Below are 15,935 nucleotides of genomic sequence, written 5' to 3' on the forward strand. Positions count from 1 at the left end.
TACGGTGTCGGACGTGCTGTACGGCTCGCCCGACACCGTCCTCGTCGTCATCCGCGGCGACTCAGGCTCTTTTTGTGCCCCCCGTCTGTCCCCCTACCAGGGCGTTTAGCGGTCGGCGGAGGCTTTGTCCGGATAAAAGCCGTTGAACGAGCGAGTGCTCACTCATTAGCCTCTTCGGCATGAGTAAGAGGCGACGGGTGCCGGCCATGGCACCGGAAGACCGGAGGGCCGCGCTCATCGCCGCCACGCTCCCGCTGCTGCGCGAACACGGCACCGGTGTGAGCACCAGGAAGATCGCCGAAGCCGCGGGCGTGGCCGAAGGCACGATCTTCGGCGTCTTCCCCGACAAGGCGTCACTCGTACGGGCGACGCTCATGCACGCGTTCGACCCGCGACCGGCCGTCGAAAGCATCCGTGCCGTCGGCACCGAGACCGGGTTGCGCACCCGGCTGAGCCAGGTGGTGAAGCTGGTGCGCGACGGCACGAAGACCAACGAGCGGCTCCACGCCGGCGTCGGGGAAGTGGCGATGCGCGACAAGGAGTTCGCCCAGCACCTGCTCAGCAGCCGCCGCCACATCGCCGACGCGGTGGCCGCCCTCATGGAGCCCGACCGCGACCGGCTGCGCCGTTCCCCCAAGGCCGCGGCGCACCTGCTGCTCATGCTGATCGCGGTCAGCACCCAGGCCAAGTTCGGCCCCGCCGGCGACGAGTTCAGCGACATGGACGACGACGAGATCGTCTCCGTGCTGCTCGACGGGCTGCTCGTACGGCCTTCCCCCACTCCATTCACAGAAAGCACCAGTTGATGCTGTTCCGTCTCCTGCGCGTCCAGCTCAGGCCGTACGGGAAAGAGATCACGCTCGTCGTCCTCTTCCAGTTCGTCCAGACACTGGCCACGCTCTATCTCCCCACGCTCAACGCCGACATCATCGACGACGGGGTCGTCAAGGGCGACACCGGCACGATCATGCGCATCGGGCTGCTGATGCTGGGTGTGACGCTCATCCAGATCGTCTGCTCGATCGTGGCCGTCTACTACGGCGCCTACATCTCCATGGCCCTGGGCAGAGACCTGCGGGCCGCCGTCTTCCACCGCACCCAGGCCTTCTCCGTCCAGGAGGTCAACAGGTTCGGCCCGCCCTCGCTGATCACCCGCACCACCAACGACGTGCAGCAGGTCCAGCTGCTGGTGCTGATGACGTTCACGATGATGGTGGCCGCGCCGATCATGTGCGTCGGCGGCATCGTGCTGGCGCTGCGCCAGGACACCGCGCTGTCGTCGCTGCTGCTCGTGGTGCTGCCGCTGATGATCGTCATCGTGGGCACGATCGTCGTGCTGATGCGGCCGCTGTTCCGTACGATGCAGGAGCGCATCGACCGGATCAACCAGGTGCTGCGCGAGCAGATCACCGGCATCCGCGTGATCAGGGCCTTCGTCCGCGACACGCACGAGCGCGAGCGCTTCGGCGTGGCCAACGACCGGCTCACCGACGTCTCGCTCAAGGTCGGGCGGCTGATGGCGCTGATGTTCCCCTCGGTCATGCTGGTCGTGAACGTCTCCAGCGTCGCCGTCATCTGGTTCGGCGGCCACCGCATCGCCGACGGCACCATGCAGGTGGGCGCGCTGACCGCGGTCATCTCCTACCTCATGCAGATCCTCATGTCGGTGATGATGGCGATGTTCATGTTCATGATGATCCCGCGCGCCGAGGTCTGCGCCGAGCGCATCAAGGAGGTGCTCGACACCGAGCCGACCGTCCACCCGCCGGCGAACCCCGTCACCCCCGGCCGCCACGACGGCGAGCTGGAGCTGCGCTCGGTCGGGTTCCGCTACCCGGGCGCCGAGGAGCCGGTGCTGTCCGGCCTCACCTTCACCGCCAGGCCGGGACGGACGACCGCGATCATCGGCAGTACGGGCAGCGGCAAGACGACGCTGCTCAACCTGGTGCCGCGGCTGTTCGACGCGACCGAGGGCGAGGTGCTGGTCGACGGCGTCGACGTCCGCGACCTCGACCCCGCCGCGCTGTCCCGCGCGGTCGGCCTCGTCCCGCAGGCGCCCTACCTCTTCTCCGGCACCGTGGCCTCCAACCTCAGGTACGGCCGCCCCGACGCCACTGACGAGGAACTGTGGCGCGCGCTGGAGATCGCGCAGGCCCGCGAGTTCGTCGAGGCGATGCCAGGACAGCTCGAGGAGCCCATCGCCCAGGGCGGCACCAACGTCTCGGGCGGACAGCGCCAGCGCCTGGCCATCGCCAGGGCCCTGGTGCACCGGCCGGAGATCTACCTCTTCGACGACTCGTTCTCGGCCCTGGACTACGCCACCGACGCCCGGCTGCGGGCCGCGCTGGCCGAGGAGATCACCGACGCGACCATCGTCATCGTGGCCCAGCGGGTCAACACGATCCGCGACGCCGACCTCATCCTCGTCCTCGACGACGGCCGCCTGGTCGGCAGCGGCACCCACGCCGACCTCATGACGAGCTGCCCGACGTACAGGGAGATCGTCCTGTCCCAGCTCACCGAACAGGAGGCCGCAGCATGACGGCCCAGGCGCCCGCGCGCCGCCCCCAGCCCGGCTTCGGGCCCGGCCGCATGATGGGCGGGCCCGCGGAGAAGGCGCTCGACTTCCGCGGCACGCTGCGCAGCCTGATGCGGCTGCTGCAGCCCGAGCGCGCGCTGCTGATCGTCATCCTCGCGCTCGGCGCCACCAGCGTCGCGCTCACCGTGGTCGGCCCCAAGATCCTCGGCTACGCCACCGACCTGATCTTCTCCGGCGTCATCGGCGCCCAGCTCCCGCCGGGAGCCACCAAGGAGCAGGCGGTCGCCGGGCTGCGCGCCCAGGGCCAGGACACCTTCGCCGACATGGTCTCCTCGATGCACGTCGTGCCGGGCCAGGGCATCGACTTCACCGGGCTCGCCCAGGTGCTCGCCTGGGTGCTGGCCGTCTACCTGCTGGCGGCGGCGCTCGGCATCGTGCAGTTCCGCATGACCACGACCGTCGTGCAGCGGGCCGCCGCCCGGCTGCGTGAGCGCATCGAGGCCAAGCTGGGCCGGCTGCCGCTCAGCTACTTCGACTCCCAGCCGCGCGGCGAGATCCTCAGCCGCGCCACCAACGACACCGACAACATCGCCCAGAGCCTGCAGCAGACGATGAGCCAGCTCATCACCTCGCTGCTGACGGTCGTGGCGGTGCTGGTCATGATGTTCGTGATCTCGCCGGTCCTCGCGCTGATCGCGCTCGTCACGGTGCCGGTGACGGTCTGGGTCACCGCGCTCATCGGCAAGCGGTCGCAGCCGCAGTTCATCGCGCAGTGGTCCTCGACCGGCAAGCTCAACGGCCACATCGAGGAGATGTACGGCGGCCACACGCTGGTCAAGGTGTTCGGCCGGCAGAAGGAGGCCGAGGACACCTTCACCGAGCACAACCAGGCCCTGTTCGGCTCCAGCTTCCGCGCCCAGTTCATCTCCGGCGTGATCCAGCCGGCCATGATGTTCATCGGCAACCTCAACTACGTGCTGGTCGCCGTGGTGGGCGGGCTCAAGGTGGCGTCGGGCTCGATCTCGCTGGGCGACGTGCAGGCGTTCATCCAATACTCCCGGCAGTTCAGCCAGCCGCTCACCCAGGTGGCCGGCATGGCGAACCTCGTCCAGTCGGGCGTCGCCTCCGCCGAGCGGGTCTTCGAGCTGCTTGAGGCTCCCGAGCAGTCGGCCGAGCCCGCCAAGCCCGCGCGGCCCGAGCAGGTCAGGGGCCGGGTGGCGTTCGAGAACGTGTCGTTCTCCTACAGCCCCGACCGCCCGCTGATCGAGAACCTGTCGCTGACCGTCGAACCCGGCCAGACCGTGGCCATCGTCGGCCCCACGGGAGCGGGCAAGACGACGCTGGTCAACCTCATCATGCGCTTCTACGAGGTGACCGGCGGCCGCATCACCCTCGACGGGGTGGACATCTCCGAGATGTCCCGCGAGGAGCTGCGCTCCAACATCGGCATGGTGCTGCAGGACACCTGGCTGTTCGGCGGCACGATCGCGGAGAACATCGGCTACGGCGCCGGGAACGCCACCCGCGAACGCATCGAGGCCGCCGCCGAGGCCGCCCACGTCGACCGCATCGCCCACACCCTGCCCGACGGCTACGACACCGTCATCGACGAGGAGGGCGCCGCGGTCAGCGCCGGCGAGAAGCAGCTCATCACCATCGCCAGGGCGTTCCTGGCCGAGCCGGCCATCCTCATCCTGGACGAGGCCACCAGCTCGGTCGACACGCGTACCGAGGTGCTCATCCAGCGCGCGATGAGCTCGCTGCGCGAGGGGCGTACCAGCTTCGTCATCGCCCACCGCCTGTCCACGATCCGCGACGCCAGCCTGATCCTCGTCATGGAGAACGGCCAGATCGTGGAACAGGGCACCCACGAGTCCTTGGTGGCGGCCGGCGGCGCCTACGCCCGCCTCCACGAGGCCCAGTTCGCCCAGGCCGTGGTGGAAGTCGAGTAACACGACAGGGGAGGGGCCGCCCGTTTCCCTCCCCTTACGTCGTCCGGCGCAACTCGAAGTCGGAGTTCAGCAACTCGACGGTCGGAACTCCCGCCCTAGAGGACTCCTTAGGCATGCGACGGTCGTGAAAGCGGAGGATCGCGCATTTCCCCTTGCTCCCTTCCGCGTCACTCAGGTGAGGGCCTGGTCCAGGGGGAGGAAGGTGGCGCCGTGGGAGACGGCGCGGGCGCCCAAGACGTGGCCGGCGCACATTCTCGTCTCCGTGCCTGCGGGGTCGATGACCTTCCAGGTCACCGGGGCGCCGCACGGTTCGCCTGGTCTTGGGGTGGGTCTGCTCTGGCCGCAGACCCGGCAGGTCGAGACGCCTGCCATGGAGGTCAGGGTGTTGCCATGGGTCGGGCAGACGGCCCAGGTCATCGCGCAGGGTTCTACCTGGGTGCGGGCCAGGTCCGTCGCCGCGTGACGCAGGTCGTCGGTGGCGCGGGTCAGCCAGTCGGCGGCGTGGCGGGCCGCCACCAACGGGTCGGCGGCGCCCGGCTGCACGTCGACGGGGGTGTCGCAGGCGGCACGGACCTCGGCGGCGAGTGCCTCGGCCCGGCTCGCGAAGGCCCGCAGCTGCGCGGGGGTGACGGTCATGGGCGCCTCCACGGAAAGACCGGTGTGGTGGTGATCCCGACCCTACGTCCTGGCGGTCAGGCGGGCGTGAGCTCGATGTCGCCCGAGTCGCTGGAGAGTTCGATCGTCCGCTGGGCGGCCGGGTCGTGGGCGGTCTTGACGTTCTCGTCGCCGGAGTCCGTCGTGGTCTTCACCTTGTACGGCCCCTCAGGAACCCGTACGGCCGTGTCGCCCGAGTCGGTGAAGGTCGTGAGCGCCTGCGGCGGCCCCGCGAAGGCCAGCCGCAGGTCGCCCGAGTCGCTCTTCGTGACGACCCGTCCGGCCGTCAGACCGTCGCCCTTGATCGTGCCGGAGTCGCTGGTCACCTCCACGTCGCCGGCCAGGCCCGTCAGCGTCATGTCGCCCGAGTCGGAGGTCAGCTGGACGCGGGTGGCCTTGGGCACCTCGACCCGGTAGGCGACGTCGCAGTTGACGCCGATCGAGCCGAAGCCCCAGGTGGTGGGGCAGGTGAACGACAGCTCCAGCGTGTCGCCGCGCACCTGGTGCTCGGTGGTCGGCTTGCTCTTGCGCCAGCTCAGCAGCTCGGTCACGTGGATGCCGGGGCGGTCGGACCCGATCACCTCGATCGTCCCCGCGTCGGTCGTGACGCGCAGCGCCGCCACCTGCTCGGTCACGTCGTAGCCGGCCGAGTCCTCGTTCAGTGCCCCCGCCGCGCCGCAGGCCGTCGTCAACGCCGCCATCCCGGCGAGACCCGCGATCAGCGCCGCTCTCCTCATCCTCATGAGGCACCATTCTCCGCGAAGGCCCACGTACCCGGCCTCGGGGTGATCCCTGGATTCGCCCCTGAGACCCGGCTCGGGGACATCAGGACAGCCGGCATCGAGCCGACGGCATCCACGGGTCGGCCGGGGGCTCGGCGGTCGCGTTCGCGTAGTCCGGGTACTTCCACCGGCACACCGACGCCGGGTCCACCGCCGACTCCGAGCCGTTGCACCGCGTGTAGCCCCAGCCGCGTTGTACGCCCCCTTGTAGCCCTTGGCCTTGCGGTACGCGCTGACGTCGTGGTGTGGTCGGGGATGCCGGCCTGGGCCTGCCGCAGCAGCGCCGAGCCGGCTATCGCGGTGAGCGCGTGCTCGACCACCTCGGACCCGGCGACGGCCGCCTGCTCCTGCTCGGCCACGCTGACGCCGAGCGCGATGGTGGCGATGCCGGAGGCGATCACGGTGGCGGCGGCGGGGTCGTAGCCGCGCTCGCCGAGGGCGCGCAGCTCCTGCTCCATGTTCCTGATGCCGGACTGCCCGCGCGGGAACAGGCGCAGCATATGGCCGGCGGTGCCGGGATGGTCGTGGGTGAAGCGACACAGCTGGAGGGCGAAGCCCACCAGGTGGGGGACGAGCGGCTGCGCGGGGTCGTCGGTCAGCCGCAGCTCGCCGAGCACGGCCTCGCCGACCAGTGCCTCCAGGACCGACCTGCTGGGCACGTGGCGGTAGATCGCGGCGGTGGTGACGCCGAGCGCGTCGGCGACGCGCTGCATGGTCAGCTCGTTGAGCCCGATCCGCTCGCCGGCCGCGATGACGTCGGCGACGGTGAAGCCGGCCGGGCGGCCACCCGTCCGCACCGGATCACCCCCAAAGTCATGGACCATGAGTTAGAGGAGTGATCATTCGGGCGCAAGCGGTTCAGGATGCCGCCCCGAATGGTGGAACGCTCCCAAGTCCGGCGCCCGTCAATGGCGTCCTGCGACGCCCGCACGTCCTGAGGAACCGTTGAGTCCGCGCCGCCGGCCACGGGCCGATGTGACGAGTTCGCCTATGTGCGAGGCCGAACCGTGTCCTTTGAATTGCTCTTCAACACCGCCGTTTCAGCGCCATTGAAGCCTGGATCGCGCGCGCTGCCGGGCCTGGACCGGAATCGGGAGGTGGACGGACTGAAGGGGGATGACCAGGGCAAGCGCCGAAGTGGCGGGCGGCCGGAGCCACGCCACGCCCCTAAGATGCACTTCTTGCTGAAGAGCGTTACAGTACCTGCAACGTAAACGTATTTGGAGCACCCTAATGGCGAAGCGCATTGTTGAATCCTTTATCGATGACATCGACGGCAGTGACGCCGAGGGCACGACGAGGTTCGCGCTCGACGGCACGAACTACGAGATCGACCTCTCCGGGTCCAACAGAGAGAAGCTGGAGAAGGCGCTGGCGCCGTTTATCACCAAAGCCCGCGCCATCCGCGCCGACAGGGGCACCCGCGGCCGCCGCGGCGGTTCTTCGCGCGCGGTGAGCCGCGAGAAGGCCACCGAGATCCGCAAGTGGGCCAAGGCGCAGGGTCTGCCGGTGAGCGAGCGGGGCCGCATCGCCTCCTCCGTCGTCGAGCAGTACGAGGCCGCCCACTAGAGCACCACCTGACGGACCGGCGGGGAGCGGGTTTCCGGCCGGTCCGGCAGCGCAGGTGGGCTGATCCCTCGTGCCGGAGGCGTCCGCTTCGCCGCCTTCCGCAAGAAAGCCCTTCGACCTGGGCAAAAACCGGGGCAGGATCAGCTCAGGCAGGCTACGGCGCGGCCCGCCCCGGGTAGGTCACCGCGGGCCGGGCCCGCCACCGCCGAGCGAGCCCAGCGCGTGTTCGCGCGACGGGGGAGTGACCTGCGGTGAAAGTCGTCGTCGACCTGACGCGCTGCCAGGGATACGGGCAGTGCGCGTTCCTCGCGCCCGACGTCTTCACCATCCGCGACGAGGCGCTCCTGTACGACCTCGACCCGGCCGACGAACGGCGCGAGCAGGTGCTGCGGGCCGCGGCGGCCTGCCCGGTGCAGGCCATCCACCTCGACGCGGCCGAGAGCCCGTACGTCCCTCGCCAGAGCGCCCCGCAGAAGGGCCACGGCAGGCGCATCGTCATCGTGGGCGCCTCGCTGGCCGGGGCGCGGGCGGCGGGCGTGCTGCGGCGCGAGGGCTTCGCGGGCGAGCTGACCGTGATCGGCGCGGAACGCGACGCCCCCTACGACCGGCCGCCGCTGTCGAAGCAGGTTTTGACCGGCCAGATCCCGCCCGACCACACTTTGCTGCCGAGCGTGCGCGAGGTGGAGGCCGAGTGGCTGTGGGGCACGGAGGCGACCGGCCTCGACATCGCCGCCAAGCGGGTACGCCTGGCCGACGGCCGCGAGCTGCCGTTCGACCGGGTCCTGCTGGCCACCGGCACCCGCGCCCGCCCCTGGCCGAATGAGACCGAGTCGGCGCTGCGGGGCGTACACACCCTGCGCACCCAGCAGGACGCCGCCCGCCTGCGCGAGGCGCTGGCCGCCCGCCCGAACCGGGTGCTGATCCTCGGCGCCGGGTTCACCGGCAGCGAGATCGCCTCGGTCTGCCGCGAGCTGGACCTGCCGGTGACGGTCGTCGAACGCGGCCCCGCCCCGCTGGTCAACGCGCTGGGCCGGGTGATCGGCGACGTGGCGGCGCGGCTGCACCGCGACCACGGCGTGGACCTGCGCTGCGACACGACCGTCACGGCCCTGGAGGACGACGGGAACGGCCGGTTGCGCGGCGCCCGGCTCTCGGACGGCAGCACCGTGGAGGCCGAGGTGGCGGTCGTCGCGCTCGGCTCGATCCGCAACGTCGAATGGCTGCGCGACTCCGGCCTGGCCGCCGGAGTGTGGGGCGTGACCTGCGACGCGGGCTGCCGCGCCGTGGACACCAACGGCCTGGTCATGGACGACGTCTTCGTGGCCGGCGACATCGCGCGCTTCCCGCACCCGCTCTACCAGTACCAGTTCATGACGCTGGAGCACTGGGGCAACGCGGTCGCCCAGGCCGAGATCGCCGCCCACAACATGGTCAGCGACCAGGCGCACCGCTGGCCGCACCTGGCGGTGCCGGTGTTCTGGTCGAGCCAGTTCGGCGTCAACATCAAGTCCGTCGGCGTGCCCACGTTCGCCGACCAGCTCGTCGTCACGCAGGGCTCGACGGCCGAGCGGCGCTTCGCCGCCGTGTACGGCTACCAGGGCCGCGTCACCGCCGCCGTCACCTTCGACCAGGGGATCTGGCTGGAGTTCTACGAGCGGCTGATCGAGCGGGCCGCGCCGTTCCCGCCGGACTTCCGGCACGTGGACCGGCGTGAGGAGGCGGGGCCCGTGCCGGCGGGGGTGCCCGACCGGGTGGTGGCCACGGCGGGCGCGACCGTCGTGGTGACCGGTCACGACCCGGCGGAACGCCGCGCCACGCTGCTGCATCCACCCCAGGGAGCGTCATGAGCGTCTTCGACCGCATCCTCGACCCGGCGAACAGGGCCGACCCCTACCCGCTCTTCGACGAGCTGCGCAGGACACCGGTGGCGCGGCAGGAGGACGGCACGTACGTGGTGAGCACGTACCGGGAGATCGTCGAGCTGCTGCACGACCCGCGGGTCAGCTCCGACCGCCGCAACCTGCGCGTGCCCGACGAGTCGCCGGACCCGGCGCCGTCGTTCATCGGGCTGGACCCGCCCGAGCACGACCGGCTGCGGGCCCTGACCATGCGCCACTTCGGGCCGCCGCATGCGCCGCGGCTCATCGACGGGCTGCGGCCCGCCATGCTGGAGGTGACGACCCGGCTGATCGACGGCCTGGCGGACCGGCGGCAGGCGGACCTCGTGGACGAGGTGGCCTACCCGCTGCCGGTCGCGATGATCTGCCGGATCCTGGGCGTGCCGGAGGCGGACGAGCCGCGCTTCCACGCCTGGGCCGACCAGATCATCGACACGCTGGGCCCTGGCGAGCACGACAGGGCCGAGCGGGAGCGCGCGCGGCAGGCGGTCGCGGACCAGCTGCGGGGCTACCTCGGGGAGCTGGTCGAGCGGCGGCGCGCGCAGCCGGGCGACGACCTGCTGTCCGGGCTGATCACCGATCGGGACGGCATGGAGCCGCGCCAGGTGGTCGCCACCGCGGTGCTGCTGCTGATCGCCGGGCACGAGACGACGATCAACCTCATCGCCAACGGCATGCTGACGTTCCTGCGCGACCCGGCCCTGCTCGACCGCCTGCGCGCCGACCCGGGGCTGATCGTGCCCGCGGTGGAGGAACTGCTGCGGTACGAGCCGCCGGTGCAGCTCATCTCGTCGCGGGTGGCGCTGGAGGACATCGAGGTGGCCGGCGTCACCGTCCCGGCCGGGTCACCGATCGTGCTCGCGCTGGCGGCGGGCAGCCGCGACCCCGCCCACGTGCCCGATCCAGGGACCTTCGACCCCTGCCGGCCGGGCAACGAGCACCTGGGCTTCGGCGGCGGCGTGCACTACTGCTTCGGCGCGCCGCTGGCCAGGCTGGAGGCGCAGATCGTGCTGACCGAGCTGATCCGCAGGCTGCGCGCGCCCCGGCCGGCCGCCGACCCGCCGCCGTACCGGCCGAGCCCGATCCTGCGCGGCCCGCGCCACCTGCTCGTCGACTACGACGGGGTCGAGCCCGTGAGCAGCTGATCGGGCACCACCTCGGGCAGGCCGCGCAGCCAGGTCCCCAGGTCGGCCGCCCACCACCGCCATGCGGCACGTGCACCGCCGGTGCGGCGTGGCGTTGCCGGTGCGACGGAGGCGTGCGCCAGCATGGGGGAGTCACAGGAAGGCGAGGGGGACGGGTGCGGGCGATCGCGGCGATGGTGGTGACGGTCGCGCTCACCGCCACCCCTGCGCAGGCAGGCGAGGACGACGGCACCGACGACAACGACGACAAGACGCCCAAGTGGCGTAAGCTCACGTCCTTCTTCGTCTCGCCCGAGTCACCCCACCAGAACGACGTCATCCGCGTCCTCCTGCACTGCCCGGACGCCGCCGACCACGCGATCGTCGGCTCCACCGCCTTCCCCCTGAAGGGCTCGTGGCGCACCTTCCGCGAGGTGGGCGTGGGCCTGACCGGGCGGAACTTCGGCCGGCGGGGCGTCATCATCTCCCGCTACGCGCCGCCCGGCCACCACGACGTGTCGATGAAGTGCATCAAGGTGCGCATCGACAAGAAGACGAAGATCAGGAAGGTCAAGGTGATCAGCCGCGCGTCCGCGTCGCTGTTCGTCCGTCCCTTCCGCATCCGTCAGTATTTCTGAGCCTGCTCGGCCAGCCACTGCTCGAACGTGGTCGGCGCGATGCGCACGCGCTCCCCGGGCAGCATCACGTCGCCCGCCATCGACGCGTCGAAGATCCCGTGCCACGTCGGCACCAGCTTCACCTCGCGCCCCCGCGCCTGGTGCGTGCGCCTGGCCATGTCCACGAGGTCCTGCGGGTCGGGGCCCGCGACGTCGGCGTAGCGGCCCTGCGGCTCGCCGGCCGCGACCTCGGCCAGCACGGCCGCGATGTCGGACGGCGCGATCGGCTGGACGAGCAGCGGCGCGAGGGTGGCGACGCCGTCCTGCTCGGTCCAGCTCGCGACCATCTCGGCGAAGTCGTGGAACTGCGTGGCCGGCACGATCGTCCACGGCACGGGACCGGCCTCCACCAGCCGCTCCTGCTCGCGCTTGCCCGCGTAGTGCGCGTTGCCCGGCACGCGGTGCACGCCCACGATCGACAGCAGCACGTGGTGCCGCACGCCGGCGCGCTGCTCGGCGGCGAGCAGGTTGGCGGTGGTGGTGCCGAAGAGCTCGACGGTCTCCTCCCTGCCGACCGGCGGGGCGCTGATGGCGTCGACGACCGCGTCCACGCCGGTCAGCGCCTGGTCGAGGCCCTCGCCCGTCACCAGGTCCACGCCCAGCGACCGGCTGACGCGGACGACCTCGTGCCCGTCGCCCTCCAGGAAGGCGACCGTACGGGAGCCGATGTTGCCGGTGGCCCCGGCGACTGCGATGCGCATGATGACGTTCCTCTCCTCGCGCTACGGCGTCACCATATCTCGGACTTAACAGATCCTCAATCTCCTCGATATGATGGTCGGCGTGAAGCTGCCTGTGAGCACCGAATGGTTGTTGCACTGCGCGTCGACGCTGGCGCAACTCGACCTCGGAGCGACCGCGTCGGCCGCACAGCTCGCCGACTACTACGACCTTCCCGCTCCTTACCTGGCCAAGCAGCTTCAGGCGCTGGTCAGGGCCGGGGTGCTGGCCGCCACGACGGGGCCGAGGGGAGGGTTCAGGCTCGGGCGGCCGCCGGGGGAGATCACGCTGCTGCAGATCGTGGAGGCGGTCGACGGGGCGGCGTCGCCGTACGAGTGCCGCGAGATCCGCATGCGGGGGCGCGGCGCGCTGCCGGAGGAGGACTGTCAGGAGACGTGCGTGCTCGCGGCCAAGATGTACGAGGCCCACGAGGCGTGGCGGCGCAGCCTGGCGGGGGTCACGCTGGCCGACATCCTGGCCGGCCTCCCCGACGCCATCCCGGCGCGCACCCGGTCGATCATCGCGGGAACGCCGAGGGCGCCCCGCTGACGTCGGTCAGCGGGGCGCCCACGGCGTGCGGGAGCCCGCCCGGTCGCCACGACCGCCGGGCGGGCCCGGTATCGGCCCGCGTCAGTCCGCGAGCTCGATGGCGGCCCCCGGGCACACCGCGGCCGCCTCGCGCACCACGGCGTGCTGGTCGGGGCCGGGCGAGTCGTCCAGCAGGATCACGATGCCGTCGTCCTCACGCTGGTCGAACACCTCGGGCGCGAGCAGCACGCACTGCCCCGCGCCGCAGCACTTGTCCTCGTCGATGATGACTTTCACGATGTCGTCTCCTTCTCGGATCAGGGAGGTCACCAGCGGACGGGCAGCGTACGAAGGCCGCCGACCGCCAGCCCCTCCACCCGCTCCAGCTCCGCCACCGGCACCGCCAGCTCGAGCGAGGGCAGCCTGCGCAGCAGCACCTCCAGCACGACCTGCAGCTCGGTGCGCGCCAGCGACTGCCCCAGGCACGAGTGCGCGCCGGAGCCGAAGGCGAGGTGCGGGTTTGGGCTGCGGGTCAGGTCCATCTCGCCGGCGTGCTCGAACGCGCTCTCGTCCCGGTTGGCCGCGGCCATGCTGCAGATCACCGTGGTGCCCTTGGGCAGCACCTCCCCGCCGACCTCGCTCTCGACGGGCAGGTAGCGGGGCAGGCCGAAGCCGGAGTTCGCGTCCATGCGCAGCGACTCCTCGACCGTCGTACGGATCAGCGCCGGCTCGTCCAGCAGCCGCTCCCACCGGCTCCGGTCGGCCAGCAGCATCGCGACCATCTTGCCGATCATGTTGGCGGTGGTCTCGTGCCCGGCCACCAGCAGCCCCATGCCGGTCACCAGGATCTGCAGGTCCGACAGCCCGCCCTGCTCGGGGCCGCCGGCCGCCAGCAGCTCGCTGAGCAGGTCGTCGCCCGGCTGCGCGCGCCTGGCCTCGACGTGGTCGGACATGTACTGGAAGAACTCCGCCTGCGCGGCGTCGATCTCCTCCTTGGCGTAGCGGGTGAGGTTGAGGAACGTGTCCGACCAGTACGAGAACCGGTCGCGGTCCTCGGCGGGCACCCCGAGCATGTCGCAGATCACGTACACCGGCAGCGGGAAGCCGAGCGACGCCTTGAGGTCGGCGGGCGCACCGCGCTTGACCATGTCGTCGATGAGGTCGTCGGCGATCTGCGCCATCGCGGGCCGCAGCGCCGCCATCCGCTTGGCGGTGAACCACCGGCCGACCAGCCGCCGCCAGTGCTGGTGGCCCTCGCCGCCGTCAGGGATGATCTGGGCGACGTCGCTGTTGAACACCCCGCCGCCGTCCGCCGACAGCCGCGCCGCGTCGGGGGCGGTGAGCCGGCGGGTGAAGCGGGGGTCGGCGAGCACCGCCTTGACGTCCTCGTACCGGGTGATGAGCCGCGCGCCGTCGCCGCTCGGCAGCTTCACGTGCGCCACCGGGCACTCGCCGCGCAGCCGCGCCCACTCCGCGGGCGGGTCCAGCGCCGCGTCGTTGGGGATCGGGTAGTTCAGGACCTGCTCATTGACACTCATGCGGCCTCTTCTCGTGAACGGATCGGCTTCTATGCCGGGGTGAGGTGCTGCTGGCGGAGCACGCGGGCCTGCTTGGCCATGTTCCAGCCGAGCACGCCGGTGACCCGGCCCTCCTCGCGGTAGACGGCGGCGAAGCGGTGCTGCTCCGGGTCGCCGTCGGTGACGCTCGCCACGGCCTCCTGCGACGGCAGGCCGTGCGCCTGGATCTTGACGTCGTACTGGTCGGTCCAGAAGTAGGGGATGGGCGTGTACGGCCGGTCCGCGCCCAGCAGGTTCGCCGCCACGACCTGGGCCTGCTCGGTGGCGTTCGTCCGGTTCTCCAGGCGCAGCCTGCGGCCCAGGACCTCGTGGTGGAAGGACGCCACGTCGCCGACCGCGTAGACGCCGTCGGCCGCCCGGCAGCGCGCGTCGCACTCCACCCCGTCGCCCAGCCGCAGCCCGCTGCCCGCCAGCCAGCCGGTCGCCGGGCGGGAGCCGATGGCCACCACGACGGCGTCGGCGTCCAGCGTCTCGCCGGTGGCCAGGCGCACGCCCCTGACCCTGCCCGCCGCGCCGGTCAGCGCCTCGACGGTGACGCCGAGCCGCAGCCGGACGCCGCGTTCCTCGTGCGTACGGGTGAGGTGCCCGGCGATGACGTCGCCGAGCTGGTCGGCCAGGATCGCCCGGCCCATGCCGACGAGCGTCACGTCGAGGCCCATGCCCCTGGCCGTCGCCGCGATCTCCGCGCCCAGCACGCCCTCGCCGACGACCACCAGCCGCCTGGCCGCGGTCAGGCCGAGACGCAGGGCGAGCGAGTCGTCCAGGCCGCGCAGCACGTGGACGCCCGCCAGCCCGTCCTGGCCCGGCAGCCGGCACGGGACCAGGCCCGTCGCGATGACGACGGCGTCGGCGCGCACCACGCGGCCCGACGCCGTGGTGACCGCCCGCTCCCGCGCGTCCAGCGCCGTGGCGGCCTCGCCGCGGACGAAGGCGGCGCCCAGCGCGTCGAGCTGCTCCTGCGTACGCAGTTGCGCGCGGGCCGGCTCCCATGCCCCGGCCAGCACCTGCTTCGACAGCGGCGGCCGGTCGTAGGGCAGGTGCGGCTCGGCGTCGAGCAGCGTCAGGCGGCCGGTGTAGCCCTGGCGGCGCAGCGCCTCGGCGGTGCCCAGGCCCGCGGCGGAGGCGCCGACGATCAGGATGCTCTCTGGCGGTGTCACTCCGCCTTCCTCCCGTGCCCGGCTGCATGTATGCGCATATGTCTGGTCCTTTCCGGCATTCCGCCCTGAACATTACCCTACACATGTAGGAAAACCTTCACCTGTAGTCAGAAGGTAGGGTGAAGCGCGTGGCGACCACAAGAGCAAGCAACACGCCGTCGGGTGACCGGCGCGTCCGCCGCACCCAGACCGCCCTGGCCCGCGCGCTGCTGCGGCTCGTCGAAGAACGCGACCTGTCCCGCATCGCCGTCGCCGACGTCGCCGAGCTCGCCGGAGTCAGCCGCTCGACCTTCTACGACCACTACCGCGACGTGCACGAGCTGGCCGAGGCCGCCTGCACCGCGATGATCGACCGGCTCGTCGAATCCCTGCCCATGCCGGCCGTCGACGCGGAAGACCCGCTGGCCGAGGCCGCCGCGTCCCTGGAGGCGTTCTTCGCCAGCCTCGCCGAGCACGCGGGGCTCTACCGTGCGCTGCTCGGGCCCCAGGGCAGCGCCCGCGTCGCCGACCACATCCGCCGCCGCACCGCCGCCGCCATCCACGCCCGCCTCAGCGAGGAGCCGTCCGCGCAGGACGACGACCCGCACGACGTGAGCGCCGCGTTCACCGCGGGCGCCCTCATCGGGGTCGCCTCCGACTGGCTGCACCGCGGCTGCCCCCGCACCCCGGCCGAGATGGCCGCGCTGACCTGGCCGCTGATCACCGCCGTCCACCCCCTCCCGCTCCGGCCCCGCCCTCGAAGCTGAGTGGTTGATCCA

At 71.6% G+C, this 15,935-nt stretch carries 16 protein-coding genes; 9 read left to right on the top strand and 7 right to left on the bottom strand.

Features of this window, described 5'->3' with window-relative positions:
• Window positions 1-179: 179 nt before the first annotated feature.
• The 3 genes from AB0K18_RS11330 to AB0K18_RS11340 are packed head-to-tail and all read left to right on the top strand — an operon-like array spanning window position 180 to window position 4,491.
• Window positions 180-806 carry a TetR/AcrR family transcriptional regulator gene (locus AB0K18_RS11330; protein WP_364913240.1) on the top strand — a complete coding sequence of 209 codons (627 nt, stop codon included), beginning with the start codon at window positions 180-182 and terminating at the stop codon, window positions 804-806.
• Window positions 806-2,542 (top strand): ABC transporter ATP-binding protein, encoded by a 1,737-nt coding sequence (locus tag AB0K18_RS11335; RefSeq protein ID WP_355428628.1) that lies wholly within the window; start codon window positions 806-808, stop codon window positions 2,540-2,542. The genes AB0K18_RS11330 and AB0K18_RS11335 overlap by 1 nt, the downstream gene beginning before the upstream one ends.
• The gene (locus tag AB0K18_RS11340; RefSeq protein WP_364913242.1) at window positions 2,539-4,491 is read left to right on the top strand and encodes an ABC transporter ATP-binding protein; all 1,953 of its coding nucleotides are present in this window, start codon (window positions 2,539-2,541) and stop codon (window positions 4,489-4,491) included. Before AB0K18_RS11335 ends, AB0K18_RS11340 begins: the two co-directional genes overlap by 4 nt.
• Before the next feature lie 171 nt (window positions 4,492-4,662).
• Here the strand turns inward: AB0K18_RS11340 and AB0K18_RS11345 are convergent, their stop codons facing one another.
• Genes AB0K18_RS11345 through AB0K18_RS11355 form a run of 3 tightly spaced genes read right to left on the bottom strand, consistent with a single transcriptional unit; the run spans window position 4,663 to window position 6,724 of the window.
• A complete protein-coding gene (locus tag AB0K18_RS11345; protein ID WP_364913245.1) occupies window positions 4,663-5,127 on the bottom strand; it encodes a hypothetical protein in 465 nt (154 codons plus the stop codon).
• 56 nt (window positions 5,128-5,183) lie between these two features.
• A complete protein-coding gene (locus AB0K18_RS11350; RefSeq protein ID WP_364913248.1) occupies window positions 5,184-5,888 on the bottom strand; it encodes a DUF4097 family beta strand repeat-containing protein in 705 nt (234 codons plus the stop codon).
• Complete coding sequence (locus AB0K18_RS11355) at window positions 5,885-6,724, bottom strand: TetR/AcrR family transcriptional regulator (protein ID WP_364913251.1); 840 nt, start codon at window positions 6,722-6,724, stop codon at window positions 5,885-5,887. Before AB0K18_RS11355 ends, AB0K18_RS11350 begins: the two co-directional genes overlap by 4 nt.
• 436 nt (window positions 6,725-7,160) lie before the next feature.
• On the opposite strand from AB0K18_RS11355, the gene AB0K18_RS11360 reads away from it, so the two are divergent.
• The 4 genes from AB0K18_RS11360 (at window position 7,161) to AB0K18_RS11375 (ending at window position 11,156) form a co-directional block, all read left to right on the top strand.
• Window positions 7,161-7,496, top strand: a complete 336-nt coding sequence (locus AB0K18_RS11360; protein ID WP_364913254.1) for an Lsr2 family protein — start codon at window positions 7,161-7,163, stop codon at window positions 7,494-7,496.
• Between the two features lie 251 nt (window positions 7,497-7,747).
• On the top strand, window positions 7,748-9,343 hold the full coding sequence (locus AB0K18_RS11365) for an FAD-dependent oxidoreductase (protein ID WP_364913257.1): 1,596 nt from the start codon (window positions 7,748-7,750) through the stop codon (window positions 9,341-9,343).
• Entirely contained in the window at window positions 9,340-10,539 is a 1,200-nt protein-coding gene (locus tag AB0K18_RS11370; RefSeq protein WP_364913259.1) for a cytochrome P450, read from the top strand. The genes AB0K18_RS11365 and AB0K18_RS11370 overlap by 4 nt, the downstream gene beginning before the upstream one ends.
• Window positions 10,540-10,694: 155 nt before the next feature.
• Window positions 10,695-11,156, top strand: a complete 462-nt coding sequence (locus AB0K18_RS11375) for a hypothetical protein (protein WP_364913262.1) — start codon at window positions 10,695-10,697, stop codon at window positions 11,154-11,156.
• On the opposite strand, the gene AB0K18_RS11380 is transcribed toward AB0K18_RS11375, so the two are convergent.
• Entirely contained in the window at window positions 11,144-11,896 is a 753-nt protein-coding gene (locus tag AB0K18_RS11380) for an NAD(P)H-binding protein (protein ID WP_364913264.1), read from the bottom strand. The genes AB0K18_RS11375 and AB0K18_RS11380 overlap by 13 nt on opposite strands.
• A gap of 82 nt (window positions 11,897-11,978) precedes the next feature.
• On the opposite strand from AB0K18_RS11380, the gene AB0K18_RS11385 reads away from it, so the two are divergent.
• Window positions 11,979-12,464 carry an Rrf2 family transcriptional regulator gene (locus AB0K18_RS11385; protein ID WP_364913267.1) on the top strand — a complete coding sequence of 162 codons (486 nt, stop codon included), beginning with the start codon at window positions 11,979-11,981 and terminating at the stop codon, window positions 12,462-12,464.
• 81 nt (window positions 12,465-12,545) lie between these two features.
• Here the strand turns inward: AB0K18_RS11385 and AB0K18_RS11390 are convergent, their stop codons facing one another.
• Genes AB0K18_RS11390 through AB0K18_RS11400 form a run of 3 tightly spaced genes read right to left on the bottom strand, consistent with a single transcriptional unit; the run spans window position 12,546 to window position 15,177 of the window.
• Entirely contained in the window at window positions 12,546-12,740 is a 195-nt protein-coding gene (locus AB0K18_RS11390; RefSeq protein ID WP_364913269.1) for a ferredoxin, read from the bottom strand.
• A gap of 29 nt (window positions 12,741-12,769) precedes the next feature.
• Window positions 12,770-13,981, bottom strand: a complete 1,212-nt coding sequence (locus tag AB0K18_RS11395; protein ID WP_364913270.1) for a cytochrome P450 — start codon at window positions 13,979-13,981, stop codon at window positions 12,770-12,772.
• A 29-nt stretch (window positions 13,982-14,010) separates the two neighbouring features.
• The gene (locus AB0K18_RS11400; protein WP_364913272.1) at window positions 14,011-15,177 is read right to left on the bottom strand and encodes an FAD-dependent oxidoreductase; all 1,167 of its coding nucleotides are present in this window, start codon (window positions 15,175-15,177) and stop codon (window positions 14,011-14,013) included.
• A 128-nt stretch (window positions 15,178-15,305) separates the two neighbouring features.
• Here AB0K18_RS11400 and AB0K18_RS11405 point away from each other — a divergent pair, with 128 nt between their 5' ends.
• Window positions 15,306-15,923 carry a TetR/AcrR family transcriptional regulator C-terminal domain-containing protein gene (locus AB0K18_RS11405; protein ID WP_364913275.1) on the top strand — a complete coding sequence of 206 codons (618 nt, stop codon included), beginning with the start codon at window positions 15,306-15,308 and terminating at the stop codon, window positions 15,921-15,923.
• Window positions 15,924-15,935: the final 12 nt, after the last annotated feature.

Source organism: Nonomuraea sp. NPDC049421, from assembly GCF_040677005.1.
GTDB lineage: Bacteria > Actinomycetota > Actinomycetes > Streptosporangiales > Streptosporangiaceae > Nonomuraea > Nonomuraea salmonea.